The following is a 26,491-nucleotide window of genomic DNA, read 5'->3' on the forward strand; positions in this document are numbered from 1 at the left end:
CCTCCCCGGCTCCCGAAGGACGGCCCGGACGGCCGAGTACATCCACTGACCTGGAGGGGTTTCACCTTTATGTGCGGAATTGTCGGTTACATCGGTAAGCGCGACGTGGCACCGCTGCTGCTCGAGGGCCTGCAGCGCCTGGAGTACCGCGGATACGACTCCGCCGGCATGGTCGTCACCAGCCCGAAGGCCTCCGGCCTGAAGATGGTCAAGGCCAAGGGCCGCGTCCGCGACCTGGAGGCCCGCGTCCCCAAGCGGTTCACCGGCACCACCGGCATCGCCCACACCCGCTGGGCCACCCACGGCGCGCCGAGCGACGTCAACTCGCACCCGCACCTGGACCCCGAGAACAAGGTCGCCGTCGTCCACAACGGCATCGTGGACAACGCCGCCGAGCTGCGCGCCAAGCTGGAGGCCGACGGCGTCGTCTTCGCCTCCGAGACGGACACCGAGGTCATCACCCACCTCGTCGCCCGCTCCCAGGCCGAGACCCTGGAGGAGAAGGTCCGCGAGGCCCTGAAGGTCATCGAGGGCACCTACGGCATCGCCGTGATGCACGCCGACTTCAACGACCGCATCGTCGTCGCCCGCAACGGCTCCCCGGTCATCCTCGGCATCGGCGAGAAGGAGATGCTCGTCGCCTCCGACGTCGCCGCCCTGATCGCCCACACCCGCCAGGTCGTCACCCTCGACGACGGCGAGATGGCCACCCTCAAGGCCGACGACTTCCGCACCTACACGACCTCCGGCGCCACCACCACCGCCACCCCGGAGACCGTCGAGTGGGAGGCCGCCTCCTACGACATGGGCGGCCACGACACCTTCATGCACAAGGAGATCTCCGAGCAGCCCGACGCGGTCGACCGCGTCCTGCGCGGCCGGATCGACGACCGCTTCTCCACCGTGCACCTGGGCGGCCTGAACCTGGACCCGCGCGAGGCCCGCACCATCCGCCGCATCAAGATCCTCGGCTGCGGCACCTCGTACCACGCCGGTCTCATCGGCGCCGGGCTCATCGAGTCCCTGGCCCGCATCCCCGCCGACGCCGAGCCGGCCTCGGAGTTCCGCTACCGCAACCCGGTCGTGGACCCCGACACCCTCTACATCGCCGTCTCCCAGTCCGGCGAGACCTACGACGTGCTCGCCGCCGTCCAGGAGCTCAAGCGGAAGGGCGCCCGCGTCCTCGGCGTCGTCAACGTGGTCGGCTCCGCCATCGCCCGCGAGGCCGACGGCGGCGTGTACGTCCACGCCGGCCCCGAGGTCTGCGTCGTCTCCACCAAGTGCTTCACCAACACGGTGACCGCCTTCGCACTGCTCGCCCTGCACCTCGGCCGCATCCGCGACCTGTCCGTCACCGACGGCAAGCGGATCATCGAGGGCCTGCGCAAGCTGCCCGCCCAGATCGAGGAGATCCTCAAGGGCGAGGACGAGATCAAGCGCCTCGCCGAGGTGTACGCGGGCGCCCAGTCGATGATGTTCATCGGGCGCGTGCGCGGCTACCCGGTCGCCCTGGAGGCCTCCCTCAAGCTCAAGGAGATCTCCTACATCCACGCCGAGGCCTACCCCGCCTCCGAGCTGAAGCACGGCCCGCTCGCCCTCATCGAGCCGGCCCTGCCGACGGTCGCGATCGTCCCCGACGACGACCTCCTTGAGAAGAACCGCGCCGCCCTGGAGGAGATCAAGGCCCGCAGCGGCCGCATCCTCGCGGTCGCGCACCAGCCGCAGGAGAAGGCCGACCACACCATCGTGGTCCCGAAGAACGAGGACGAGCTGGACCCGATCCTCATGGGCATCCCGCTCCAGCTCTTCGCGTACCACACCGCCCTCGCCATGGGCCGCGACATCGACAAGCCGCGCAACCTGGCCAAGTCCGTCACGGTCGAGTAGCGGCGGGCCCGGGCCTGTCCCCCGGACCCGTCGCCGCCGGGCCTGTCCCCCGGCGCCCGACCTGACACGCGTCGGTCCCCGTGCACACACCTCCCGTGCACGGGGACCGACGCACTTTCCGGCCTAGCTCGTGGCCGGGGCGCTCTCGCCCGAGGCCCGGCGCCGCAGCGCCGTCGGCCAGCCCGCGACGGCGGCCGTGGCCCCGTACCAGGCGAGCAGTCCGGCGACGGCGGCGATCCAGCCGCCCGCCTTCCCGAGGCCGCCGTTGTCGGCCAGGGCGCCTGTGCCGAGCAGCAGCAGCGCGACGAACAGCAGCCCGTACACGCCCTGCCCGAAGAGGCCGCCGCCCGAGGCCGCCAGGGTCAGCGTGAGCGCGAGGAGCGCCCACAGGAGCAGGAAGACGCCCACGGCGTCGGCCGAGGCGCCGCCGCCGACGGCAGTCCCCCAGGTGAACCAGAAGGCGCCGAGCGCCGTGTACGCCGTGCCCTCCCGGGTGCCGCCCGCGCGCAGCGCGAGCAGGCCGACGAGGAAGAGCGTCACCCCGCCGACCCAGGTGGCGAGGCCCGCGGCGTCCGTCGCCGCGACGTTGTCGATGACACCGGTGCCGCCCAGGCCGAAGGCCAGGAGGGTCAGTCCGAGTGCGAGGTGGCCGAGCGTGGAGCTGGTGTTTCCCGCGGCGACGTCGTTGTCCACGGCGGGCTCCCTTCAGATGCGCAGTCGTGCTGCGTGAGCTGCTGTGTTCCGTGGCCTTTATCTACCCTTCACAAGCACACAATTCACCTGAGGAAGGCCGAAATTATGGCCGGATGACGGCAGTTGAGGGAGTGACGGGAGAAGTACGGGAACGGGACAGCGGCTACGGGATGACGACCACGGGCCGCTGGGCGCGGCGCGCGAGGCGGCCGGCCACCGAGCCGAAGATCCGCCCGACGATCCCGTGCGTGGAGCCGACCACGATCGCGTCGGCCGAGTACTCCCGGCCGACCTCCTCCAGCTCGTGGCAGATGTCGCCGCCGCGCTCGACCAGGATCCACGGCACCTCGGCGAGGTGCTCGGCGCAGGCCAGCTCCAGGCCGAGGACCTCGGTGCGGTGGTCGGGCACGTCCACGAAGACGGGGGGCTCGCAGCCGGCCCACACCGTGGTGGGCAGCCGGTTGGCCACGTGCACGATGATCAGGCCGGAGCCGGAGCGGCGGGCCATGCCGATGGCGTACGCGAGGGCGCGCTCACTGGACGTGGAGCCGTCGAAGCCGACGACCACCCCGTGCCGGAAGGCCGGGTCGCAGGCATGACGGGGCTGTTCGACCGCGAGGGGGTCGACCGTGGAGTCGGCGACGCGCTTGCGGTCCGCGGGTTCGGGGAATTCGTGACCGGCCATCGGTGTCTCGGCGAAGAGGGTCCTCGTGGGAAGGGACGGGAGAAGGAGGAGAAGAACGACGGGAGGCGGCGGAGCTGTGTCCGGGAATCATCTTCCCAAGCCCATACCCCCAAGGGTACGGCGGCACTCCTCTCCTGCCCAGGGCCCACCGCGTCGAGCCCGGCGGGCACACCGCTCGCGCGCGGCGTTCCAGGGAGCATGCACGAGCGGTTCGGGATCTGGCAATGCCGGTTGTGTCCTACAGGCGTCCACCCGGGGGCCGCGCCGGACACCCGTACGGGGCCGAACGGACGTCGCCGAGAGTGACCGGAACGTTCCGTTCCTCGTTGCCACAGGTCCACCCCACCGCCGCAGGGAGAGCGCCCGTGCCCGTACCGCCGACCGCCGCCGCCCGTTCCTCCGTCACCCCCACCCCGACGCTCGCCGCGCCCCCGACGCGCCCCGCGCCCCGCGCCCACCGCCGTACGGACGCCCCTCCCGCGGACACCGGGGCGGGCGCGGGGGCGGGAGGGAGGAGGGGCGCGGGGGAGCAGGCCGCCGGCGACGTCGTCCGCTGGGCGGTCTTCTGCTGCGCCCTGGTCCCGGTGGTGCTCGTCGTCTACGGCACCTCGCTCGCCGGGGCGGCCGGGGCCGCGCTCGGCCTCGTCTCGGTGACGGCGGCCTGCCGGCTGCTGCTGCGGCGCTCGGAGCGGGGTCTCCGCGCGGAGACCCCGCACGGAGGGCACCGGCGCTAACCGGGAAGGGGCTTCCCGGACGCTCCGGACCCCCTTCGAGTTGACAGGCTCGCACACCCGAGCCCATACGTTTTCAGCCAACTTACGGCGACCGGCGCGTCCTTGGCGTAACGATTGGCCAACCTCGGCGCCGACACCCCCGGAACCCCCGTCCCAGGGGGTCACACCCCCCGCGTACCGGGGCGTTCACCACCCCGGCGCGCCCCTCGGGGGCCTCCGCGCGCGCCTCCCCGCGATCGATCGCTTCACGCCAAGTTGCCTTGTCGACAATCCACCGGATGGAGAACTTGTCACGCCGGCGCCACGGGACGCAGTAGATTCGATCATGGGTACCGAAGACTGGGGTCTCGTGCAAAACCGAGGGGAAACGTGCAGGAGCGACACGACCAGGGAGACGCGAACACCGAGGGGGGCTTAGCGTCATGAGCCAGGACTCCACCGCAGCGGAGGCCGGACGGAAACTGTCCGGGCGCCGCCGTCGCGAAGTCGTCGCGGTGCTGCTGTTCAGCGGCGGCCCCATCTTCGAGAGCTCCATCCCGCTCTCCGTGTTCGGCATCGACCGGCAGGACGCCGGAGTGCCACGTTACCGGCTGCTCGTCTGCGCCGGCGAGGAAGGACCGCTGCGGACCACCGGCGGGCTCGAACTCACCGCGCCGTACGGCCTGGAGGCCATCGGCCGGGCGGGCACCGTCGTCGTCCCGGCCTGGCGGTCGATCACCTCGCCGCCGCCGCCGGAGGCGCTCGACGCGCTGCGCCGCGCACACGAGGAGGGGGCCAGGATCGTCGGGCTGTGCACCGGGGCGTTCGTCCTGGCCGCGGCCGGACTGCTCGACGGCCGCCCGGCGACCACGCACTGGATGTACGCGCCGACGCTCGCCAAGCGCTATCCGTCGGTCCACGTGGACCCGCGGGAGCTCTTCGTGGACGACGGGGACGTGCTGACCTCCGCCGGCACCGCGGCCGGAATCGATCTGTGTCTGCACATCGTGCGGACCGACCACGGCACGGAGGCCGCGGGCGCCCTGGCGCGCCGCCTGGTCGTCCCGCCGCGGCGCAGCGGCGGTCAGGAGCGCTACCTCGACAGGTCTTTACCCGAGGAGATCGGCGCCGACCCGCTGGCCGAGGTCGTCGCCTGGGCGCTCGAACACCTCCACGAGCAGTTCGACGTGGAGACCCTCGCGGCGCGCGCGTACATGTCACGGCGGACGTTCGACCGCCGGTTCCGCTCCCTCACGGGCTCGGCGCCGCTCCAGTGGCTGATCACCCAGCGGGTGCTCCAGGCGCAGCGACTGCTCGAAACCTCCGACTACTCGGTCGACGAGGTGGCGGGCCGGTGCGGCTTCCGCTCCCCGGTGGCGCTGCGCGGCCACTTCCGGCGCCAGCTCGGCTCCTCACCGGCGGCCTACCGGGCGGCGTACCGCGCCCGGCGCCCGCAGGGCGAGGTCGGTACGACGGTGCTCGACCCGGTCGTGCCCGCCCAGATCGCGGCCGGCGTACGGCGGCCGGGCCCGGCGCTGGAGCCGGGGAAGCCGCAGTCCGACGCGTACGCGTCCGGACGGCCCTCCCTGCCGGGCCAGCGCAGCGCGCCGTAACCGAGAGACCCGCGCGGCCACAAGCCGCGCACCGCAGGAACGACGGGCGCCCGGGGACACCTCCCCCGGGCGCCCGTCGGGCTTCCGGGCCGGATCCGATGCGCCGGAGCGGTCTGACAGCGGAGCCATCGAGGCGTTTCGGCAACGCGGCGAGGTGCCGTGCCGGGCGCCGCGGCCCCGGCCATGATCCGCCGGACAGGCCCTAAGGTGGACGCATGAACGATCGCATGGTGTGGATCGACTGCGAGATGACCGGGCTCTCGCTGACGGACGACGCACTCATCGAGGTGGCCGCGCTGGTCACCGACTCGGAACTGAACGTGCTCGGCGACGGCGTGGACATCGTGATCCGCCCGCCGGACGCGGCCCTGGAGACCATGCCGGAGATCGTGCGCCAGATGCACACGGCCTCGGGGCTGCTCGACGCGCTGCCGGGCGGCACCACGCTCGCCGACGCCGAGGCCCAGGTCCTCGCCTACATCCGCGAGCACGTCAAGGAGCCCGGCAAGGCGCCGCTGTGCGGGAACTCGGTCTCCACCGACCGCGGCTTCCTCGCACGCGACATGCCCGCCCTGGAGGGCCACCTGCACTACCGGATCGTCGATGTCTCCTCGGTCAAGGAACTGGCCCGCCGCTGGTACCCGAGGGCGTACTTCAACAGTCCGGAGAAGAACGGCAACCACCGGGCGCTCGCCGACATCCGCGAGTCCATCGCCGAGCTGCGCTACTACCGCGAGGCGGTCTTCGTCCCGCAGCCCGGCCCCGACTCGGAGACCGCGAAGCGGATCGCGGCGCGCCACGTCCTCCCCTCGGAGTGATCCCGGCGTGACGGGGGACTGACCGCCCGCTCGCGCCCTCGAACGCCCCTCCGGGAAACGCGGGCGCGAGCACCCTCCAGGACCCTGTAGACTTCTTCTCGGCCGGTCGGGGAAACCTTCGGGAAAACCGCCGGTCATGGTGGGTATAGCTCAGCTGGTAGAGCACCTGGTTGTGGTCCAGGATGTCGCGGGTTCGAGTCCCGTTACTCACCCTGTGTGACAGAGGCCCCGGTTCGGAAGAACCGGGGCCTCTGTCGTGTCCGTGGTCGTGTCCCCGGTGGCGAAGGGGAAAAGGGGGGCGCGCCCCGGTCGGGGGGTAGGGGGACGACCGGGGCGCGCGGGGTGGGGGGCACAGTGGCTTGCGGGAGGCCCGGGGCGGGCCTGGCGGTAGGGCCTAGCGGTAGGCGGCGAAGGCCTTCGTGAAGGCGAGCGGCTGCTGGAGGATCGAGGAGCAGGTGGCGTCGGCGCGGTTCACGGCGCCGTCCGGGCACTGCTTGTCGCGGGTCGAGGACCACATCGAGAGCCGGCCGATGCCCTTGGACTTCGCGAAGTCGACCAGCTGAGTGGCGTCGTCCACCGTGAAGATCTCGGTGGTGACGTCGTTCACACCGATCATCGGGGTGACGGCGACCGCCTTCCAGGCCGCCGCGTCGGAGAGCCCGAGGACGCCCTTGATCTGGGCCTGGGTCGCGGTCGCGGCCTGGATCGCGTACGTCCCCATGTCGGCGCTGTACGCCGGGCCGTAGTCCATCGCCATGATGTTGACGGCGTCGACGCGGACCCCGTTGCGCTTGGCGTCGGCGAGCAGGTCCACGCCCGGCTGGGTCAGGCCCTCGGGCATGACCGGCAGGGTGAAGGAGACGTCCAGGCCCGGGTGGGACTTCTGGAGCTGCGCGATCGCCTGCGAGCGGCGCGTGTTGGCGGCGGTGTCCGGCAGGGCCGCGCCCTCGACGTCGAAGTCGACCTTGGTCAACTCGTACTGGTCGATCACCTTGCCGTACGCGGCGGCGAGCGCCGAGGCGGAGGAGCAGTTCAGGGCCAGCTCGTGCCCTGCGGCGCCGCCGAAGGAGACGCGGACGTCACCGCCCTCGGCGCGCAGGGCGCCGATCTGGGCGGCGACCTTGTCGTTCGCCAGGTCGGTGACCCCGCCCCACAGCGGGGCGCAGGCGCCGCCGGAGGTGATGAAGGCGAGGTTGAACTCCTTCACGCCGGTGGCGTCGGCGGTCGCGAGCAGGTCGTACGCCGGGTGGAGCGAGGTGTCGACGTACGGGGCGAACCTCGCGCCGGTCGCGGGGGCCGTCGGGGTGGGCGTCGGGGTCTGCGTCCGCGTGGGGGTCGGCGCGGGGGCCGTGGTGGCGGACGCGGTCGGGGTCGGCTGGGCCGTGGGGGTGGCGGTGGCCGTGGGCTGGTCGGTGGGGCGGCCGCTGGGGGTGGGGGCGGGGCCGCCGGACGCGCAGGACGCCTTGTTGATCAGGCAGTTCGCGGGGTCGCCCGCCTCGCCCGCGGCGGAGGTGACGAAGCCGACGGTGACGGACCGGCCGGGGGCCAGCTGCCGGTTCCAGCTCGCGGGCTTCACGGTGACGTGCCGGCCGGAGACGGTGTGCTCGCCGTTCCAGAGGGAGCCGATGGTGGTGCCGTCCGGCAGGTCGAACTCCAGGGTCCAGTCGGACTGGGCGGCGGAGGTCTCGTTGGTGACGACGTACTGGCCGGTGTAGCCGCCGGTCCAGGAGCTGGTCCGGGTGTAGGCGGCGCCGACGGAGGCGGCCTGGGCGGTGCCGGTGAACGCGAAGGCCGCGCCGCCGGCGACGGCCGCCGTGACGACCGCTCCGACGACCTTGGTCCTCGTACTCGCCCTGCGCCGATGCGAACGGGTGCCCATGGCGTGCCTGCCTCTGCGTACGGGAGTGGGGTGCGGCAGCACGCTAGCGAGCGGGGAACGGACAAAGCGGCGGATCGGGGGCGGGGCCGGGGATCCTTAGGGTCCGCTTAAGGGACCCATCGGGGCCAGAAAAGGTTTCGCCCGGGCCGGGGCCGCACCGGTGTTCCGGACCCGCCCCGGGAGCGCGCCGGGTCCCGGGGCCGGGTTTCAGCTCTCGCGGGCCCGTCGCGCCCCCGTGCCCCCGCGCCTGCGGCGGGCCGGGCGGTGGCCCCGGTGGCCGGTCGCGGTGGCCGTGCCGGCGCGGCCCCCGAGGCCGATCCAGACGCGTACCTCCGTACCGCCGAGGACCGAGCGGCCGATGCGGACGTCGCCGCCGGTGCCCTCCGCCACGCGCCGCACGATGTCGAGGCCGAGGCCCGTGGAGCCGTCCCGGGCGCCGCTGTTGCCCCGGGCCAGGGCGGCGGCCGGGTCGGCGATGCCGGGGCCCGCGTCGGAGACCAGGACGATGACGGCGTCCTCGCCGTTGTGGACGTCGATGGAGAAGGCCGTGCCCTCCGGGGTGTGCCGGAAGACGTTGCCGAGGAGCGCGTCGAGCGCGGCGACGAGTTCGGGCCGGGCGACCGGGATGCGGACCGGGCGCTCGACGCCCGCGACCCGCACCCGGCGCCCCTCGTCCTCGGCGAGCGCCGACCAGAAGTCCATGCGCTCGCGCACCACTTCGGCGGCGTCGCAGCCCGCGCCGGGGCCGGTCGCCTGGGTCTGCGGCTTCGCCTCCCGGGCCGTACGGATGATGATGTCCACCTCGCGTTCCAGCTGTTCGACGGCCGCGCGGGTCTGCTCGGCGGCCGGACCGGAGCCGAGGGAGGCCGCGTTGAGGCGGAGGACGGTCAGCGGGGTGCGCAGCCGGTGGGAGAGGTCGGCGGCCAGCTCCCGTTCGTTGGCGAGGAGTTGGATCACCTGGTCGGCCATCGAGTTGAAGGCGACGGCGGCGGACTTGAGCTCCGGCGGCCCCTCCTCGGGGACCCGGGCGCCGAGCCGCCCCTCGCCCAGGTCGTGGGCGGCGCCCGCGAGCCGCTGGGCGGGCTGGACCATGCGGACGCCGAGGCGGTCGGCGACGGCGACGGAGCCGACGATCAGGGCTGCGCCGACCCCGGCGAGGACCAGCCAGGCGGTGCCGACGCCGTTGGACACGTCGCCCTCGGGGACGAAGAGTTCGACGACCGCGACCCGGCCGCTGCTGAGCGCGGTGGGCTGGAGCAGCGCGAAGCCGCCGGGGACCTCCGTGATGGAGGCCCGGCCGAGCTCCCGGGTGGCGGTGAGCTCCTTCTCCCCCGCCCGGCGGGTGCCGATCTCCAGGGGCGCGCCGTCCGGCGCCTCGGCGGGGACGTGGACGGCGAGCCGGCCGGCGGCCCCGTCCTCGGTGGTGGCGACGGCCTTGTCGAGCTCGTCGCGGTCGGTGGTGATGGCGAGGACGGGGGCGAGCCCGGCGGCCCGCCGCTCGGCGTTGGAGAAGGCCCGGTCGCGGGCCATCTCCTTGACGACGAGCCCGAGGGGGACGGCGAAGGCGACCACGACCATGGCGGTGACGGCCAGGCACACCTTGACGAGCGCCCATCTCACGGCCGGGGCTCCCCGGGCGGTTCCAGCTTCACGCCCACCCCGCGCAGGGTGTGCAGGTAGCGGGGCCGGGCGGCCGTCTCGCCCAGCTTGCGGCGCAGCCACGACAGGTGGACGTCGATGGTCTGGTCGTCGCCGTAGGACTGCTGCCACACCTCGGCGAGCAGTTCCTTGCGGGGGACGACCACGCCGGGCCGTCCGGCGAGGAAGGCGAGCAGGTCGAACTCGCGCCGGGTCAGGTCCAGGGGCGTGCCGTCCAGCTCGGCCTGGCGGCGCAGCGGGTCGACGGTGAGCCCGCCGACCCGGATGACCCGGGAGGGCGGGGCCTCGCCGGCGCCGGACCGGGCGCGGCGCAGGACGGCGGCCATCCGGGCCGAGAGGTGGTCCACGGAGAAGGGCTTCACGAGGTAGTCGTCGGCGCCCGCGTGGAGGAGCCGTACGATCTCGGCCTCGTCGTCGCGGGCGGTCGCGATGATCACCGGTACGTCGGTGATGCCGCGCAGCATCTTGAGCGCCTCGGACCCGTCCAGGTCGGGGAGTCCGAGGTCGAGTATGACCACGTCGAAACGGAAATGGGCGACCTCGCGCAACGCCTCCAGTGCCGTGCCGACGCTCCGTACCGTGTGGGACGCTTCGGAGAGCTGCCGGATGAGGGCGGAGCGCACGAACGGGTCGTCCTCGACCACGAGCACACATGCCATGGGCGGCACCGTACGCCATGCGGACCGATCGTCGGACAATGTGCACCCCCTGATCCGGAACGGCCGGGGGTGGTGCAGTATGGGCCGGTGCGAAGAGGACTGGTTCACGCCCTGGCCTGGTCACTCGCCACCGGCGCGGCGGTCACCCTGTCCTGGTGGGGAGTGCACACGGTGCTGTCCGGAACCGTGTACGACCCGCCGCGCGCGCTGCCCATGCCGCTCTGGGCCGCGGACGGGACGCACGACCCCGACGCCGGTCCGCTGACCTCCTCGACCCGGTATCCCGGGCAAGACGGGCCGTCCGCGTCCACCGCGCCGGCGACCGGGCCGAGCGGCGGACCGACGCCCTCGGCCACCCCGTCCGGCACGCCGTCGCGGCGGCCGAGCCCGACGGCGGAGACCCCGGCGGCCCCGCCGCCGAGGACGGACTCCGGCCCGGACGCGAACGGCGGCCCCGGCTCGGCGTCCGGCTCCGGATCGGCGTCCGGTTCGGGCGCGAACGTGAAGAGCTACGCCGTGGACGGCGGCCGGGTCGCCTTCGACCTCGGGGAGACCTCGGCCGAACTGGTCTCCGCGACGCCCGCCTCGGGCTGGCAGATGCAGGTGTGGAAGCAGACGACCTGGATCCGGGTGACCTTCACCCGGGACGGCCGCGAGCTGTCGGTCTTCTGCGTGTGGCACGACACCGCGCCCCGCGTGGAGATCGAGGACCGGGCGGTCTGACGCCCCGGCCGGAGGCGGCTCAGCGGAAGACGGACGCGGGCGGGGCCGGTGACGGCCTGGCGCTCGCGTCGGTGACCGGTGCCGCTCCCCCGGCGAAGTCGGCGAGGGCGCGCCCGTGTTCGACCCGGCCCGGGTGCGGGTCGGTGGCGACCCTGCGGGTCAGTTCGGCGATCGGGAGCTCCCGGTCGGAGGCGACCAGGACCGCGTTGCCGAAGCGGCGGCCGCGCAGCACGGTCGGGTCGGCGGTCAGGGCCAGTTCGGGGAAGACGGCGGCGGCGGTGGCGATCTGGCCGCGCAGGTGGGTCAGCGGCGGGCCGTCGGCCAGGTTCGCCGCGTAGAGGCCGCCGGGCCGCAGCGCCCGCCGCACCTCGGCGAGGAACTCGGTGCTGGTCAGATGGGCGGGGGTGCGGGCTCCGGCGAACACGTCCGCGATGATCAGGTCCGCCCAGCCGTCCTGGACCTTGGCGAGGCCGGCGCGGGCGTCGGTGGAGCGGACCCGGATCCGGGCGCCCGGGTCGAGCGGCAGTTCGCGGCGGACGAACCGGACCAGGGCCTCGTCGAGCTCCACGACCTGCTGGGTGGAGCGGGGCCGGGTGGCGGCGACGTACCGGGCGAGGGTGAGGGCGCCGCCGCCGAGGTGCACGGCCTGGAGCGGGCGGTTCGGCGGGGCGGCGAGGTCCACGACGTGGCCGAGGCGCCGCTGGTACTCGAAGGAGAGGTACGTCGGGTCGTCCGGGTCGACGTGCGACTGCGGGGCGCCGTCGAGGAGCAGCGTCCGGGCGCGCGGGCGCTCCCGGTCGGGGACGAGTTCGGCGAGACCGCCGTCGACGGTCTCGGAGACGGGGGTCGTCGCCGCCCGGTCGCGCTGATTGTTCCTGGCCATCGGTCCATTATCGGACGATCGGACCGCGTGCGACGCGCCGGGGAGCGCGGCCGCTCAGCGGCAGCCGTCGACTCGGTGGCAGCCGCCGGCTCAGCGGCAGCCGTCGGCCGCCTCGATGAGCCGGGCCGCCTCGCCGAGCGCCCGGCGCAGGACGACGGGGTCGGTGACCGGGTCGGTGTCGCCGGGGGGCAGCAGCCAGCCGGCCGGGCGGGGGGCGCCACCGGCCGGTTCGGGCAGCTCCGGCAGCTCGGGGAGGCGCAGGCCCCGGCCCGAGGTGCGCGTACACGCGCTGCCCGGCACGTCCCAGGCGGCGGCGGTGCCGGGCGGCACCAGGAAGCCCAGGGTGTCGCAGGTGCCGTCGTGCACCACCGGGCCGACGGCGGGGGCGCCGGTGCGGCGCAGGATGTCGACGGCCTCCAGGCCCTGGCGGACCGGCACGGTGACCAGGTCCCAGGCTCCGGCGGCGGACTCCGCGTCGGCGCCCGGGGCGGGCGCGGGCCGGGCGGCCGACTGTGAACCGATCTCCGACATGGGACCCCTCCTCGCTCCATGAGGAGACACGTTCCGTCTCTCCTTACGGTTCAACGCCCGCGCGCGTCAACGGCTACGGCGGTTTCCCGCCGCAAAGGATGGCAGTTCATGGCAGATCGCAGGCGAGATATCCGGTTTGTAGCCAAACTCGGCGTAGTCATTCGGTCACAGCGGGTACGTTTCTGCCGCCGGACCACCCGGCAGCACCAGGAGAGGGCTCGGCCATGGCGATGTCACGGGCAGTTCCCAACCTCGCCTTCCGCAGGCTCCGCGGGCAGCAGTCGCCGGCGGAGTTCGCCGCGGCCGTCCGCCGGGCGGCGCGGGAGATCGGCGAACAGGTCGCGTGCGACGCCCGCTACATCGGACGCGTGGAGGCGGGCGAGATCCGCTGCCCCAACTACGCGTACGAGCGGGTCTTCCTGCACATGTTCCCCGGCCTCGGCCTCTCCGACCTGGGCTTCTCCGCGCGGGAGACGGTGCGCGGCCGGCGGCAGACCGTCCCGGCCGGGGCCTCGTCCCCCGGCGCCCCCACGACCCGGAACGATGAGGAGAGCGACGTGCTGCGTCGCGCATTCATGACGAGCGGCTCCGCCACCCTGGCGGCCGCCTCGCTGGGACTCGGCGGCCCCGCCGTCGCGATCCCCAGCCCCCGCGGGACCCACCGCGTCGGCGAGACCGAGGTGCGGACCGTCGAGGACGCCGTGCGGCGGATCCGACTGCTCGACGACCGGCACGGCGCCGACGGGCTCTACAGGATGGCCGCCCAGCCGCTCCGTACCGCCTACGCGCTGCTCGACGCCGGGACGGCGGCCCGCCGCTCCACCGAGGACCGGCTGCACGCGGGCGCGGGCGAACTCTCCCTCTCCGTCGGCTGGCTGGCCCACGACTCGGGCCGGCACGAGGACGCGCGCTCGCACTACGCCGAGGCCCTGGCCACCGCGCGCGTGGCCGGGAACGCGGCCCTGGAGGCGCACGCCTTCTGCAACACCTCGTTCCTGGCCCGGGACACCGGCCGGCACCGGGAGGCGGTCCGGGCGGCGCAGGCCGGGCTGCGGGCCGCGGAGCCCCTGGGGTCGGCCCGGCTGCTCTCCCTGCTCTCGCTGCGGGAGGCGTGCGGGTGGGCGGCGCTCGGCGACCGGTCCGCCTGCGAGCAGGCACTCGGCCGCGCCCACTCCTTCTTCGACCGGGGCCCGGCCGACGGCGACCCGGAGTGGATGTCCTTCTTCGGGGAGCCGGAGCGGGAGGCGCAGGAGGCCCAGTGCTGGTCGGTGCTCGGCGACCGGGGCCGGGCCGTCCGCCACGCCCACCGGGCGACGGTCCTGCAGAACCCGCACTTCGCCCGGAACCTCGCGCTCTACCGCGCCCAGCTCGCCGAGGGCCTGGCGCACGCGGGCCGTCCGGACGAGGCGGCGGAGGAGGCGCGGCGGGTGGTGGACTCCCTCGACGGCATCGCCTCGGCCCGCATCCGCGCGCTCCTCGCGGAGACGGGCCGGGTGCTGGCGGCCACCCGCTGAGTGAAGGGGCTACTGCTCCAGGTGCCCGGTGTCGTTCCAGCGTTCGAGCGCCGGGTCGCCGTACGCCCAGCCCAGGACCGAGAGGCTCGTCGGGTCGAGGCGGATGCGGGCGGCGAAGGAGACGTCCTCGCCGAGCCAGCGGGCGCCGATGGAGCGCAGGATGTGCCCGTGGGCGAAGACCAGGACGTCCCGGTCGGCGGAGCGGGCCCACTCCACGACCTCGTCGGCGCGGTCCGACAGCTGGGCCAGGGTCTCGCCGTCGGGGACGCCGTCGCGCCAGATGAACCAGTCCGGCCGCCGCTCCTTGATCTGCGGCGGGGTGAGGCCCTCGTACGCCCCGTAGTCCCACTCCATCAGGGCGTCCCAGGGCTCGGCGCGGTCGCCGAAACCGGCGAGGGCGCAGGTCTCGCTCGCCCGGACCAGGGGGCTGGTGCGCACCTCCGTGCCGGGCAGGCCCCGCCAGGGGCCGCGGTGCAGGCGCTCGCCGAGCAGCTTGGCGCCGCGCCGTCCCTCTTCGAGCAGCGGGATGTCGGTCCTGCCGGTGTGCCGGCCGAGGAGCGACCACTCGGTCTGGCCGTGCCGGGCGAGCAGGATGCGCGGTGCCATGGGAAGGCTCTCCAGAGGTTCGCGGTGCGGACGTGCTCCTTCCATCATCGCCCACCTGAATTCGGGGCGACACGCGGGCAACCCCCGGGTGCCGCCCGGCGTCCCCTCCCCCGGGCCGTACGCCCGACGGGAGGGACCTTGTCCATGCGCAAGCCACGCTGGTGGGCCGAGCTGTCGCTGATCGGGGTCGTGTACGCGGCCTACACCGGGGGGCGGCTGCTCGTGCGGGGCGACGAGGCCGCGGCCGTCGACCACGGGCTCGCGATCCTGCGCCTGGAGGGGCTGCTGGGGATCGACGCCGAGCGGCCCCTGAACCGGCTCTTCACGGACGTCCCGGCGCTGGGGATCCCGGCGGACTTCGCGTACGCCTCGCTGCACTACCTGGTCACCCCGGCCGTCCTGGTGTGGCTGTTCCGGCGGCGGCCCGCGCACTACCGGGCGGCCCGCGCCTGGCTGATGGCCGCCACCCTGCTCGGGCTCGTCGGCTTCACGCTGCTGCCCACCTGCCCGCCCCGACTCCTCGACGCGGCGCACGGATTCACCGACACGATGGCCCACTTCAGCGCGTACGGCTGGTGGGGCGGCGAGGCCAGCGCGCCGCGCGGGCTCGGCGGGATGACCAACCAGTACGCGGCGATGCCCAGTCTGCACGTGGGGTGGGCGCTGTGGTGCGGGGTGATGCTGTGGCGGTACGGGCGGACCCCGCTCCTGAAGGCGCTCGGGGTGGCGTATCCGCTGCTCACGACGGTGGTGGTGATGGGCACGGCCAACCACTACCTGCTCGACGCGGTCGCGGGGGCGGCCGTGATGGGGGCCGGGTACCTGCTCGCGCCGCACGCGCTGCGGGTGGTCGACCGGCTGCGCGCCGGGGTGGGAGCGGGGAGCGGAACGGGGGAAGCCCCTCCGGTTGTCAGTGGGGGATGCGAGACTTTCGCGGGTGAGCACATCCCCGGACAGCGGTCCGTCGCGACCGCCGCAGACGACACGTCGACACCTGCTCGCTGAGCTGCGCGGACCGGGGGTCCCACCGCGTCCGCTGGACGCGCGGGCACTCGCGGCGCTCGCCGCCAACCCCGGCTGCCGGCGGCGCGCCCTGCTCGACGGCGCGGGGGTCGACAAGTCCGCCCTCGCCGCGAAGCTCGGCTCCCCGGCCCCGTTCGGGCAGTCGCAGTTCGCGATCGTGCGGGGCAACTCCTTCGAGGCGAAGGTGAAGGCGGACGGCGGCCGCGAACTGCTGCGGCTGCTCGGGGTGGAGGAGCCCGGCGAGGTGTCCGTGCCCGATCTGTCGGCGGCCGGGCCCGAGGGCCGGGTGGCCCGTACGGCGCTCGCGCTGCGGGAGGCGACCGGGGCCGGGGGCTGGACGCTGCTCGACCATCCGCTGCTGGCCCTGGAGGTGGCGGGCTCCCCGGTCTACCTGGAGCCGGACGCGGTGGTGGTGCGGCCCGGCGGCGGGTGGACGGTGGTCGAGATCAAGTCCTTCCCGACGATCGACGGTTCGGCCGACGCGGCGAAGGTGGGCGCGGCGGCCCGCCAGGCCGCCGTGTACGTGCTGGCACTGGAGCGGGTGGCGGCGGTCACGGAGGGGGCGCGGGTGGCGCACTCGGTGCTCCTGGTCTGCCCGAAGGACTTCTCGAACGTGCCGACGGCCTCGGTCGTGGACGTGCGCAAGCAGCGGTCGGTGACCCGGCGTCAGCTGGACCGGCTCACCCGGATCGACGAGATCGCGGCCGCCCTGCCGGAGGGCGTCAGCTTCGACGTGGCGGAGCGCTCGCCGGAGGAGCTGACGGCTTCGGTGGAGTCCGTGCCCCACCAGTACGCGCCGGAGTGTCTGGCCGCCTGCGAGCTGGCCTTCCACTGCCGGGCGCGGTCGCGGGAGGCGGGCGCGGTGGAGACCCTGGGCCGTTCGGTACGGGGCGAACTGGGCGGCCTGGCGACGGTCGGCGCGGTCCTGGCGGCGGCGCGCGGCGAGGCCGGCGACCCGGACGACCCGGCGGTGGCGGCGCTGCGCCGGGCCAGGGCGCTGCGCGAGGAGGCGCTGGCCTCGGCGCCCGCCCGCACTCCCCGGGAGGACGTCGAATGCCCCTGCTGACGCCCCTTTCCCGCACCGCGCCCCGGGAGGGCCTCGCATGTCGCTGATCTCCACGCTGGCCCGGATGGAGGCCGTCGAGTCGGGCCGGGCGCGGCCGCTCGCCACCGTGCGGCACCGGCGCGTCTCCGAACGTCCGCTCGTCCTGGTGCCGTTGACCACCGCCGGCGAGGCGGGCGCCCCGCTGGGCGCGCTCGTCGGCACCGACCCCGGGGAGCCGCGGCTCCTGGTGGTGCCCCAGCCCCGCGACCGGGACCTGCGGTTCACGTTCCTGGCGGACCTGGCCGAGGAGGTCCTGCCGTACGTCGACGCGTTCACGGACGCCGTCGAGCTGGTGGAGCGCAACGAGACGGACGCCGAGACCGGCAAGAAGGTGCGGGTCGAGGTCGAACTGTGCGCGGACGCGCCGCAGTTGATCGTGCCGAGCCGGGCGGGCATCGAGTACGTACGGCTCCTCGGGCGGTCCACGCGGTTCCGGCGGACGGCCGAGCAGGACCCGGAGACGCCGTTCCCGGCCCCGCCGCGCGTGCCGCTGCTCGGGCGCTGGCTGACGCACTTCGGGGAGCGGGCCCGGGTGCCCGGCTCGTCGCTGCTGCTCGCGGCGACCGACCTGCTCAACCGGCACTGGGCGACCGGCCAGTCCTCCCTGGAGGACCAGCACCTGGGCGCGCTGCTCGCGTGGATCGACCCGGCGGACGGGGTGCCGGGCCGGGAGGGGGCGCTGCGCGCCGAGGCGGGCCGGGACGAGCGGGGGCAGCTCTTCTGCCCGCCCGCCGGGCCCGCCACGGACCCGGCCTTCGACAACCGGCTGCTCGCGCCCGCGATCGAGCGGTACGACCGGGCCCGGCAGGCGTCCGGCGCGGCCGAGGACCCCGAGGCGGCCGAGCGGGCCCTCGGCGAACTCCTCGCGGCCGAGCGGGAGGTGCGCCGACTCGTCGTCTCGCAGCTGAAGCCGACGTGGGACGCGGTGTGGCGGGCGGTCGGCCTGCTGCGGGAGCTGCCGGAGGGGGCCAGGGTCGCGGACCGCTGGACCCGGGACCGCTGGTCCTTCACCGCCCACCGGGACCGGGTCGCGGCCGGCGAGCCGCCGCAGCCGCGCCGGGACGACGCGGTGACGGCGGCGCAGAAGCTCGCCGCCCGCGAGCAGGCGCAGGGCCAGCTGGAGGCGCAGGAGGCCCTGGACGACCCGCTGGTCCTGGCGGGGCGGCGGCTCGCGGGCGAGGCGTTCGCGGCGGAGGTGGTGGAGGTGGTGATGGCGTGGACGGAGTCGAAGCGGCCCGCGCCCCGGCCGCTGCTCACGGTCCGCACGGACGACCGGCCGCACCTGGCCGAGCGGGTGAAGGTGTACCGCTCGCTCGAAGGAAAGCCGCAGGCGGCGGAGTTCGTGCGGTACGAGGAGGACGGCTCGCTCGTGCTGCGGGTCCTGGACCGGATGGGCCGGTCGAAGGAGCCGGCGGAGGGTTCGGTGCCGGAGAAGGGCGAGCGGATCGCCTGGACGCTCTTCGAGCACGACCAGCGGGGCGGGCCGAAGCTGCCGGACCCGGAGGAGACGCCCTGGACGCACGGCGGCCCGCCCCGGACGGACGCCGTGGAACTGCCCGATCCCGTGACCCCGGAGGACGTGCTGTGAGCGTCTTCGCCCCTGTGACCGTGTTCGCCCCCGTGACCCTGTTCGATCCCGTGACCGTGTTCGCCCCTGTGACCGTGTTCGATCCCGTGATGCCCGAGGACGTGCCGTGACCGTGTTCGACCCCTCCGCCGAGGCCGGCCGCGCGACGGCCGCCATCCTGGCGGACACCCTGCACGGCACCGCGCGGGGCGTGGTCGTGGACTCCCCGCCGGGCGCGGGCAAGTCGACGCTCGTCGTGCGGGCCGCCCTCGAACTGGCCGCCGCCGGACGCCCCCTGATGGTGGTCGCGCAGACGAACGCGCAGGTGGACGACCTGGTGCTGCGGCTCGCCGAGAAGGAGCCGGACCTGGAGGTGGGCCGGCTGCACTCCAGCGACTCCGACCCGTACGACAAGGCGCTCGACGCCCTGGAGAACGTACGGAAGTCGGCGAAGGCGGGCGATCTGGCCGGGCTTCCGGTGGTGCTCTCGACGGCCGCCAAGTGGGGGCACGTGAAGAACGTCGAGCCGTGGGCGCACGCGATCGTGGACGAGGCGTACCAGATGCGCTCGGACGCGCTGCTCGCGGTGGCGGGGCTCTTCGAGCGGGCGCTGTTCGTGGGCGACCCGGGGCAGCTGGACCCGTTCTCGGTGGTGGGCGCGGAGCAGTGGGCGGGACTGGCGTACGACCCGTCGGCGAGCGCGGTCTCGACCCTGCTCGCGCACAACCCCGAGCTGCCGCAGCACCGGCTTCCGGTCTCCTGGCGACTGCCCGCGTCGGCGGCGCCGCTGGTGTCGGACGCGTTCTACCCGTACACGCCGTTCCGCAGCGGCACCGGGCACGGGGACCGGAAGCTGTCCTTCGGGGTGCCGTCGGACGGCTCGGGCCCGGACCGGGTCCTGGACGAGGCGGCCGAGTCGGGCTGGGGCCTGCTCGAACTCCCGGCCCGGCACACCCCGCGCACCGACCCGGAGGCGGTGGGCGCGATCGCCCTGGTGGTGCGGCGGCTCCTGGACCGGGACGGGGCGGCGGTCTCGGAGCGCGCGGAGGCCCCCGTGCCCCTGACGCCGGACCGGATCGCGGTCGGCACCGCCCACCGCGACCAGGCGGCGGCGGTCCGGGCGGCGCTCGCGGAGCTGGGCGTGTCCGGGGTGACGGTGGACACCGCGAACCGGCTCCAGGGGCGCGAGTACGACGTGACGGTGGTCCTCCACCCGCTGTCCGGCCGGCCGGACGCGACCGCCTTCCACCTGGAGACGGGCCGCCTGTGCGTCCTGGCCTCCCGGCACCGGCACGCGTGCGTGGTGGTGTGCCGCGCGGGCGTGGCGGAGCTCCTGGACGAGCACCCGTCGACGGATCCGGTCCAGCTGGGGGCGGCGGTGTCGTTCCCGGACGGCTGGGAGGCGAACCACGCGGTCCTCTCCCACCTGGAGGAGCACCGGGTGGTCTGGACGCCGTGATCCGCCGGGCGCGGACCGGGGTCCCGGCTCCGGTCAGGCGGTCGCCGTCGGCAGTTCGGCCGCGTGGCGGAGGAGTTCGTCGACCGACCACTGGTCGTAGACGTGCTCGCCGTACTTCACGGCGGCGATCCGGCCGCCGGGAGTGACGAGGAAGTCGGCGGGGAGACCGGTCCGGCCGCCCGGCTGGGCGGCGGCGGGCAGCCGCCCCCGGCCCCGGACCAGTTCGACGGCGCCGCTCAGCACGGCGCGGACGATCGCGGGCCAGCCGCGCGGGTCGAGCAGGGCCCTGCGGTGGGCCTCCACGCCGAACTCGGCGTACAGCAGCTTGCCGGGGTCCGCGACCACGGCGAACGGCAGGTGGGCCACGTGCTCGCGGAGCTCCTCGGCGGGCGAGTGGAAGAGCACCACCTCCCGGATCCCGGCCCGCTCGATCTCCTCGTGTCGCCGGACCACCGACCGCAGGTGGAGGTTGCAGACCGGGCAGCCCGCGAAGCGCCGGAACTGGACGTGGACCGGGCGGTCGGGGTCGGGGAGGGTCAGCGGGGGGCCGAGGACCGGGACGAGCGTGCGGACCGGCACGGAGGCGCCGGGTTCCAGCCGGGTGCGGGACGGTCGGGTGCGCATGGGACACCTTCCTCGGAGGAGCACGGGACGTCCCTCACGGGATCGCGGGGCGTCACGGAACTGTTAGGCGTACGGCGTACCCCTAACAAGATAGGCGTAGGCCGTACGCTGTCAACCGTCATGCCACGACCCCGCACCCTCACCCAGGACCGGCTGGCCGCCGCCGCCCTCGCCGTCATCGACCGCGAGGGCCTCGCCGCCCTCTCCATGCGCACCGTCGCCAAGGAACTCGGCATGAGCCCCATGGGGCTCTACCGCTACGTGACCGACCGGGAGGAGCTGGAGGGGCTCGTGGTCGACCGCGTCCTGGACGCCGTCGACACCACCCCGCCCCCCGGGGACGCCCCCTGGCGGGAGCGGATCGAGGTCCTGGTCGGGCGGCTGCGCGACAGCGTGGCCGCGCACCCGGAGGCCGTCCCGCTCACCCTCGCCCACCGGCACCGCGCGGCCGGCGGGCTGCGCTGGTCGGAGACCGTGCTCGGGATCCTCACGGAGGCGGGCATCACGGGCGGGCGGCGGGTCGTCGCCCTGCGCGCACTCCACGCGTACGTCACCGGGGCGATCGGGCTCGAACACCTGGGGCCGCTCGCCGGCGGGGGCACGGCGGTCATCGCCGCGCTGCCCGAGGACCGTTACCCCCACCTGGCGAAGACCGCGCGCGACGCCGGCGGGGTGGACCGCGACCAGGAGTTCTTCGGCGGGCTGCGGCTGCTGCTGCGCGGCCTCGACGGCTGACGCGGGGCGCGGGGGCGCGCGGCCCGGAGTTCGCGCCCTTGCGGGGCGCGGGACAATGGAGGACGGCCCGGGACTCCGGGCCGTGTCCGTGCGCGGCGGTGCCCGCGCGGGGGCGCGCCTGTGCGAGACCCGTACGAGACCTGCGCGAAGAGGAGAACGACGATGGCGGAATCCGCGGAGCGGGGCGGACAGCGACGGCTTCGGCCGGCGCCGCTGATCTTCGAGCCTGCCGAGGCGTCCGCCGATCCGGAGCACTTCTTCGACCTGGAGTCCCTGGAGGACCCCCGGGAGCTGCTGTCCCGGGCGACCGAGCTGACGCTCGCGTTCCGGGCCGCGGCGGACCGGGCGACCGAGTTCCAGGCGATCGCGGCGGCGCAGCTGGCCGATCCGCGCCGGTTCGACCGGCTGGAGGTGGCGGACGTCGCCGAGCGGGCCCGGTGGACCGAGGACTACGCCCGCAAGATGATCGAGTTCGGCCGCGACCTCATCCGGGCGGACGGGCGGCCGACGGAGGACTGAGCCGTCGGGCGGGCGAGTCGGCGGAGGGTGGGCGAGTCGGCGGAGAACTCTGAGCCGCCGGGCGAGCGGGTCGGCGCCGGGCGGGCGGATCGGCGGAGGAGCGGGGCGGCGCCGGGGCTCGCGGGGGCGCGTGGCCGTCGCCCTGGAGCGTGGGGGCGCGCGGCGGGGGCGCACATGGCCGGAGGCGTGTGTGCTGACCGAAAAACCACCCCTGGCATATGCCGAGGGCGCACGATACTCCCCCCGCCCCCCTCCTGTCCGGGATTCCGGGAACCCTTGGAAACCGTTCCGTCACTCCCGGTACACCTGGACGCATGACGACGTGGCTGCGCGAAGAGATCCCGTACGACATCTTCCGGTTCCTCCGGGAGGGCGACGAGGGGCGGCACCAGACCGCCCGGGTGACCGCCGACGGGGCCTCCTGGCTGGCCTCGGCCGCCGGCGGGCGGGGGGCCGCGCTCGCCCGCTGGGAGTCCCGGCCGACCTCGCCCGCCGCGCTGCCCTGCGGGACGGTCTTCGACGTCGTCAACGTGGACCCGGTCTTCGGGCGCCGGATGCTGGACAAACTGTGGACGGAGGGCCCGGGGTCGGGGCCCGTCGCGGTCCACCGGGGCCGGATGATGCTGTTCGCCGCGCCCGGCACGGCCCAGCGGCTGCCCGCCCTGCTCGACTGGGAGGAGTGGGGCGACGCGGTGCCCCGGCCGCTCTGCCACGGCCTCGGGGACGCGGTGACCGTGCCGCCGCTCGCGCCCTCCGGCTCCGCCGGGCCCCGCTGGCTGGTCGCCCCCGACACCCGCCACCCGTGGCTGCCCGGCCCCGAGGTCGTGCTCTGGGCCTGCGTGCGGGCCGTCCGGGCGGTCTCCGCCGCCGACGTGCGGGTATCGATTTTTCCTCCCGCCGATCCGGGTGCTAATGTCTACGACGTCAGCAGGCGCCGCTAGCTCAGTTGGTTAGAGCAGCTGACTCTTAATCAGCGGGTCCGGGGTTCGAGTCCCTGGCGGCGCACCGACGGAAGAAGCCCCTCGCGGAAGCGGGGGGCTTCTTCGTGTACGGGAGGGGCTGGGGTCAGTCCCGGTCCGCCGGGGTGATCCGGACCGTCCAGACGTCCGACCCCGACCGGTCCATGACCTCGACCCGGACGCCGGACCCGGGCACGGTGAGGGTCTCCCCCTCCTCCAGCGGGGCGTCCGCGAGCGGCGGGTAGACCGAGCGCTCCCAGCAGGCCTCGGTGCGCGGGTGCGCGTCCACGACCTCGACCGGGCCGTCCCCGGAGGCGGTGGTGCCGCGCACCCGGTAGACGAGCACGCCCTCGGTGCAGGTCTCGGCGTTGTTCCCGGTGTCGCCCCTGGCCTCGACCACGAGGACGCTGTCGGGGCCGGTGCGGACGACCGCGAGCCGGGTGCCGAGCGTGCCGCCGTCCCCGGCCGGGGCGTCGGTCGGCTCCAGGGCGACGATCCGGGACTCCGGGCCCTGGACGCAGGCCACCTGCGCGCGGGAGAGCCAGCCGAGCTTCCACTTGTGCCAGCCGAAGAGGTCCGGGGAGAGCCCGAACTGGCTGCCCATGACGTCCCAGTCGCCCACGTGGGTGTCCCAGTCGCCCTTGCCGTCCTCCGGCCGGTGGTAGAGGTCCGGCAGGTCGAAGACGTGGCCGGTCTCGTGGGCCAGGACGTTGCGGTCGGGCGGGTGCCGCTCGAAGACCGTGACGACCCGCCGGATCTCGGTGCCGTCGACCTCCAGCGGGCGCTCCAGGTTGACGACCTTGGTCGCGTCGGAGTCCACGCCCGGCGCGTCCGGGTCCGCGACCAGGTAGACGATGTCGTACCGGGAGAAGTCGACGTCCGCGTCGGCGGCGGCGACCGCGTCGCGCAGGTACTCGGCCCGCTTCCCGGCCGCCCAGTCCCGCCGTATGTCGTACTCCCCCGACTCGCGGGGCATCGGGGTCCACGTCGTGCGGGCGTGCGGGGTCAGGGTGAAGCGCCCGTAGGAGGCGCGCTCGAAGAACTCGCTGGTGCCGGGGAAGTGGTCGGCGGCGAGTTCGGCCGGCGTGGCGAGCGGCTCGGAGTCCGGGAAGGACAGGAAGACCATGACCGCGTCGAGGTCCCGGTCCGGGCGCGGGTACGAGCCGTTCCAGGTGTCGAGCCCGAGCGAGTGGTGGGCCTGGGTGCGGGGCAGGACGCAGGGGTTCGCGGCGGGCACGCCGACCGCGGGGCCCGCGACGAGCCCGGTGGCGGCCAGGGCCGCGAGCGAGGTGAAGGCGGCCGCGCCGGCACGCAGCCGCGGGCGCCTCTCCGCTCCTCCGGGTGGCTGCTGACCCCTCACATGGACCTCCGGATCACGAATGCGGGACACCTCACCCACCTTGTGGTGATTTGCTTAATTTCGCACTTTTCCATTGCCCCGGTCGAGTGAGTGCGCGGTGCCGTGTCGACGCGACACGGAAGCAAATCGCCTCACGGAAAGTCACCATCGATCACCTCCTCATCGACCCGTGTCAGAGCCGGGCAGAAACGATCGGGCAGGGTGGTCCGGTGGGGATCCTCACAGCGCCGGACGGCCTCCGGGGGCACCCCGGAGCTGGAACGGCCGCCCGGCCTGGCCCTATGATCGGCTCACTCTTCCTCGGCCGACCGTCCCGTCCCAATGCGACCGGCCCGACTGCACTACGGGAGCGAGCGGTGAGCGGAACCCCCGAAGGACCGGTGCACCCAGAGCCGGCGGAGACACACACGGCCGAGCCCGCCCTCACGGAGCGTGACGCCGGGCGCCGGGAGGCCGAGCTCCGCGACTACCGCGCCGCCTTCCGGGTCGCCCGGCTCGCCATGGCCCTCGTCGACCGGGACGGCGTGGTCGTCGCGGCCAACGACTCCCTCGGCGCCCTCCTCGGCACCGAGGCCGGGGCGCTGCGCGAGCAGGCCGCCGCCGACCTGGTCGACCTCGCCTCCGACGGGCGCACCTGGCACGCGTACCGCGAGGTGCTGCGCGGCCGCCGCTCCCGCTTCCGCTGCACCCGCCGCCTCAAGCACGCCGACGGGCGCTCGCTGTGGGCCGAGGTCACCGTCGCCCCCGTGCCCGGCGACCGGCGGGTCCTGCTGTCGATCGCGGACATCAGCGACCGGCGCGAGCTCCAGGCGCGCCTGCGCCACCTCCAGATGCACGACCCGGTGACCCGGCTGCCCAACCGGACCCTCTTCTTCGAGCGCCTCGCGGCCGCCCTGGAGGAGCCCGCCGCACCCCGGGAGCCGCATGAGCCGCATGAGTCCTACGAGTCGTACGAGTCGTACGGCTATGGCAGAACAGGGCGGATCGGCCTCTGCTACATCGACCTCGACGGCTTCAAGGCGGTCAACGACACCCTCGGCCACCGGGTCGGGGACCGGCTCCTGGCCGCCGTCGCCGGGCGGCTGACCGAGTGCGCCGACAGCGACGGCTACACCCGCGGCGGCGGCCATCTGGTGGCACGGCTCGGCGGGGACGAGTTCGCGATCCTGGTCGAGGACTCCACCGGTACGGAGCAGCTGACGGACCTGGCGCGCTCGGTGCTCGACGCTCTCCAGGAGCCCTTCGACCTGGCCGGGCAGCGGCTCTCGGTCTCCGCCTCCATCGGCGTGGTCGAGCGCTCCGGCCGGGGGACGACGGCGACCGCCCTGATGCAGGCCGCCGACACCACGCTGTACTGGGCGAAGGCGGACGGCAAGGCCCGCTGGACCCTCTTCGACCCCGAACGCAACGCCCACCGGATGACCCGGCAGGCGCTCTCCTCCACCCTGCGGCCGGCCGTGGAGGACGGGGAGTTCGCCCTGGAGTACCAGCCGCTCGTGGACCTGGCCGACGGGGCCGTGCGCGGGGTGGAGGCGCTGGTGCGCTGGCACCACCCGCAGTTCGGCCCGCTCCCGCCGAATCGGTTCATCGGGATCGCCGAGGAGGACGGCTCCATCGTGGAGCTGGGCCGCTGGATCCTGCGCACCGCCTGCCGCCAGGCCCGGCAGTGGCAGAAGGACCACCCGCGCGAGCGCCCGCTCTTCGTGAGCGTCAACGTGGCCGTCCGGCAGGTCTGGGACTCCGACCTGGTCGCGGACGTGGCCGGCATCCTCGCGGAGACCGGGCTCGCCCCGCACCTGCTCCAGCTGGAGCTGACCGAGTCGGCGGTGATGGGTTCGGCGGGCCGGCCGCTCCAGGCGCTCCAGGCGCTGAGCGACATGGGGGTGCGGATCGCGATCGACGACTTCGGCACCGGCTACTCGAACCTCGCCTATCTGAGCCGGCTCCCGGTCTCCGTGCTCAAGCTGGACGGCTCGTTCGTGCGCGGCTTCCAGGACGAGGAGCACGCCAACGCGGCCGACGAGCTGATCGTCGAGGCGCTCGTGCGGCTCGCGCACCGGCTGGGGCTCACGGTCACCGCCGAGTGCGTGGAGACCGCCGGGCAGGCCAGCCGGCTGCGGCGGATCGGCTGCGACACGGGGCAGGGCTGGCTGTACTCGCGGGCGGTGACCCCGGAGCGGATCGCGGAGCTGATCGGCACGGAGCCGCTGCCGGCCTGAGCGGCGCGCCCCGGAGCCGTACGCGCGACGGCCCCGCCCGGGCGGACGTCCCGGGCGG

At 74.5% G+C, this 26,491-nt stretch carries 24 protein-coding genes and 2 tRNA genes; 16 read left to right on the forward strand and 10 right to left on the reverse strand.

The features are described 5' to 3' along the window. Positions 1-69 precede the first annotated feature (69 nt). The gene (gene glmS, locus CP977_RS12535; RefSeq protein ID WP_062755425.1) at positions 70-1,887 is read left to right on the forward strand and encodes a glutamine--fructose-6-phosphate transaminase (isomerizing); all 1,818 of its coding nucleotides are present in this window, start codon (positions 70-72) and stop codon (positions 1,885-1,887) included. 123 nt (positions 1,888-2,010) lie between these two features. On the opposite strand, the gene CP977_RS12540 is transcribed toward glmS, so the two are convergent. Then, positions 2,011-2,580 (reverse strand): GPR1/FUN34/YaaH family transporter, encoded by a 570-nt coding sequence (locus CP977_RS12540; RefSeq protein ID WP_062755422.1) that lies wholly within the window; start codon positions 2,578-2,580, stop codon positions 2,011-2,013. A 163-nt stretch (positions 2,581-2,743) separates the two neighbouring features. Continuing rightward, positions 2,744-3,265, reverse strand: coding sequence for a universal stress protein (locus CP977_RS12545; RefSeq protein ID WP_030210300.1), 522 nt, complete (start codon positions 3,263-3,265; stop codon positions 2,744-2,746). 365 nt (positions 3,266-3,630) lie between these two features. Here CP977_RS12545 and CP977_RS35500 point away from each other — a divergent pair, with 365 nt between their 5' ends. The 4 genes from CP977_RS35500 to CP977_RS12565 all read left to right on the forward strand — a co-directional run bounded on the left by CP977_RS35500 (position 3,631) and on the right by CP977_RS12565 (position 6,621). After that, the gene (locus tag CP977_RS35500) at positions 3,631-3,999 is read left to right on the forward strand and encodes a hypothetical protein (RefSeq protein ID WP_104860523.1); all 369 of its coding nucleotides are present in this window, start codon (positions 3,631-3,633) and stop codon (positions 3,997-3,999) included. Positions 4,000-4,421: 422 nt separating this feature from the next. Continuing rightward, positions 4,422-5,591, forward strand: coding sequence for a helix-turn-helix domain-containing protein (locus CP977_RS12555; RefSeq protein WP_062755420.1), 1,170 nt, complete (start codon positions 4,422-4,424; stop codon positions 5,589-5,591). Positions 5,592-5,806: 215 nt separating this feature from the next. After that, positions 5,807-6,409 (forward strand): oligoribonuclease, encoded by a 603-nt coding sequence (gene orn / locus CP977_RS12560; protein WP_062755416.1) that lies wholly within the window; start codon positions 5,807-5,809, stop codon positions 6,407-6,409. Positions 6,410-6,548: 139 nt separating this feature from the next. Beyond that, positions 6,549-6,621, forward strand: a tRNA-His gene (locus tag CP977_RS12565). Between the two features lie 182 nt (positions 6,622-6,803). Here the strand turns inward: CP977_RS12565 and CP977_RS12570 are convergent. From CP977_RS12570 to CP977_RS12580, 3 genes are all read right to left on the reverse strand, one after another. Beyond that, a complete protein-coding gene (locus tag CP977_RS12570; RefSeq protein ID WP_152370107.1) occupies positions 6,804-8,288 on the reverse strand; it encodes a glycoside hydrolase family 18 protein in 1,485 nt (494 codons plus the stop codon). Positions 8,289-8,495: 207 nt separating this feature from the next. Next, positions 8,496-9,908: a HAMP domain-containing sensor histidine kinase gene (locus CP977_RS12575; RefSeq protein WP_152370108.1), complete on the reverse strand. Its 1,413-nt coding sequence runs from the start codon at positions 9,906-9,908 to the stop codon at positions 8,496-8,498. Next, positions 9,905-10,606 (reverse strand): response regulator transcription factor, encoded by a 702-nt coding sequence (locus CP977_RS12580; RefSeq protein WP_062755412.1) that lies wholly within the window; start codon positions 10,604-10,606, stop codon positions 9,905-9,907. The genes CP977_RS12575 and CP977_RS12580 overlap by 4 nt, the downstream gene beginning before the upstream one ends. An 87-nt stretch (positions 10,607-10,693) precedes the next feature. Between CP977_RS12580 and CP977_RS12585 the strand changes: the two genes are divergently transcribed. Beyond that, complete coding sequence (locus CP977_RS12585; protein WP_167308933.1) at positions 10,694-11,329, forward strand: hypothetical protein; 636 nt, start codon at positions 10,694-10,696, stop codon at positions 11,327-11,329. A gap of 19 nt (positions 11,330-11,348) precedes the next feature. Here the strand turns inward: CP977_RS12585 and CP977_RS12590 are convergent, their stop codons facing one another. Next, on the reverse strand, positions 11,349-12,212 hold the full coding sequence (locus CP977_RS12590) for a spermidine synthase (protein ID WP_152370110.1): 864 nt from the start codon (positions 12,210-12,212) through the stop codon (positions 11,349-11,351). A 90-nt stretch (positions 12,213-12,302) separates the two neighbouring features. Continuing rightward, positions 12,303-12,743 carry a hypothetical protein gene (locus tag CP977_RS12595; protein WP_152370111.1) on the reverse strand — a complete coding sequence of 147 codons (441 nt, stop codon included), beginning with the start codon at positions 12,741-12,743 and terminating at the stop codon, positions 12,303-12,305. A 224-nt stretch (positions 12,744-12,967) separates the two neighbouring features. On the opposite strand from CP977_RS12595, the gene CP977_RS12600 reads away from it, so the two are divergent. Continuing rightward, complete coding sequence (locus CP977_RS12600) at positions 12,968-14,257, forward strand: NsdA family TPR-like regulatory protein (RefSeq protein ID WP_062755404.1); 1,290 nt, start codon at positions 12,968-12,970, stop codon at positions 14,255-14,257. 9 nt (positions 14,258-14,266) lie between these two features. On the opposite strand, the gene CP977_RS12605 is transcribed toward CP977_RS12600, so the two are convergent. Then, a complete protein-coding gene (locus tag CP977_RS12605; protein WP_109186021.1) occupies positions 14,267-14,863 on the reverse strand; it encodes a histidine phosphatase family protein in 597 nt (198 codons plus the stop codon). Between the two features lie 144 nt (positions 14,864-15,007). Between CP977_RS12605 and CP977_RS12610 the strand changes: the two genes are divergently transcribed. The 4 genes from CP977_RS12610 (at position 15,008) to CP977_RS12625 (ending at position 20,017) form a co-directional block, all read left to right on the forward strand. After that, entirely contained in the window at positions 15,008-15,868 is an 861-nt protein-coding gene (locus CP977_RS12610) for a phosphatase PAP2 family protein (protein WP_062755398.1), read from the forward strand. Continuing rightward, entirely contained in the window at positions 15,801-16,952 is a 1,152-nt protein-coding gene (locus CP977_RS12615; protein WP_104860520.1) for a hypothetical protein, read from the forward strand. Before CP977_RS12610 ends, CP977_RS12615 begins: the two co-directional genes overlap by 68 nt. Before the next feature lie 37 nt (positions 16,953-16,989). Beyond that, positions 16,990-18,579, forward strand: a complete 1,590-nt coding sequence (locus CP977_RS12620; RefSeq protein ID WP_152370112.1) for a hypothetical protein — start codon at positions 16,990-16,992, stop codon at positions 18,577-18,579. 106 nt (positions 18,580-18,685) lie between these two features. Further along, complete coding sequence (locus CP977_RS12625) at positions 18,686-20,017, forward strand: AAA domain-containing protein (protein ID WP_062755392.1); 1,332 nt, start codon at positions 18,686-18,688, stop codon at positions 20,015-20,017. A 33-nt stretch (positions 20,018-20,050) separates the two neighbouring features. On the opposite strand, the gene CP977_RS12630 is transcribed toward CP977_RS12625, so the two are convergent. Further along, a complete protein-coding gene (locus CP977_RS12630; protein WP_152370113.1) occupies positions 20,051-20,641 on the reverse strand; it encodes a peroxiredoxin-like family protein in 591 nt (196 codons plus the stop codon). Between the two features lie 120 nt (positions 20,642-20,761). Here CP977_RS12630 and CP977_RS12635 point away from each other — a divergent pair, with 120 nt between their 5' ends. From CP977_RS12635 to CP977_RS12650, 4 genes are all read left to right on the forward strand, one after another. Further along, positions 20,762-21,376, forward strand: coding sequence for a TetR/AcrR family transcriptional regulator (locus tag CP977_RS12635; protein WP_109186024.1), 615 nt, complete (start codon positions 20,762-20,764; stop codon positions 21,374-21,376). A gap of 162 nt (positions 21,377-21,538) precedes the next feature. Continuing rightward, the gene (locus tag CP977_RS12640) at positions 21,539-21,895 is read left to right on the forward strand and encodes a hypothetical protein (RefSeq protein ID WP_030210249.1); all 357 of its coding nucleotides are present in this window, start codon (positions 21,539-21,541) and stop codon (positions 21,893-21,895) included. 314 nt (positions 21,896-22,209) lie between these two features. Next, positions 22,210-22,836, forward strand: coding sequence for a hypothetical protein (locus CP977_RS12645; RefSeq protein WP_152370114.1), 627 nt, complete (start codon positions 22,210-22,212; stop codon positions 22,834-22,836). Continuing rightward, positions 22,827-22,900, forward strand: a tRNA-Lys gene (locus tag CP977_RS12650). The genes CP977_RS12645 and CP977_RS12650 overlap by 10 nt, the downstream gene beginning before the upstream one ends. A 60-nt stretch (positions 22,901-22,960) precedes the next feature. Here CP977_RS12650 and CP977_RS12655 read toward each other — a convergent pair. Continuing rightward, complete coding sequence (locus CP977_RS12655; RefSeq protein ID WP_372460630.1) at positions 22,961-24,244, reverse strand: M6 family metalloprotease domain-containing protein; 1,284 nt, start codon at positions 24,242-24,244, stop codon at positions 22,961-22,963. 326 nt (positions 24,245-24,570) lie between these two features. Between CP977_RS12655 and CP977_RS12660 the strand changes: the two genes are divergently transcribed. Further along, positions 24,571-26,433, forward strand: coding sequence for a putative bifunctional diguanylate cyclase/phosphodiesterase (locus CP977_RS12660; protein WP_152370115.1), 1,863 nt, complete (start codon positions 24,571-24,573; stop codon positions 26,431-26,433). Positions 26,434-26,491 lie beyond the last annotated feature (58 nt).

Origin of the sequence: Streptomyces cinereoruber (assembly GCF_009299385.1) — a bacterium.
Classification (GTDB): domain Bacteria; phylum Actinomycetota; class Actinomycetes; order Streptomycetales; family Streptomycetaceae; genus Streptomyces; species Streptomyces bikiniensis.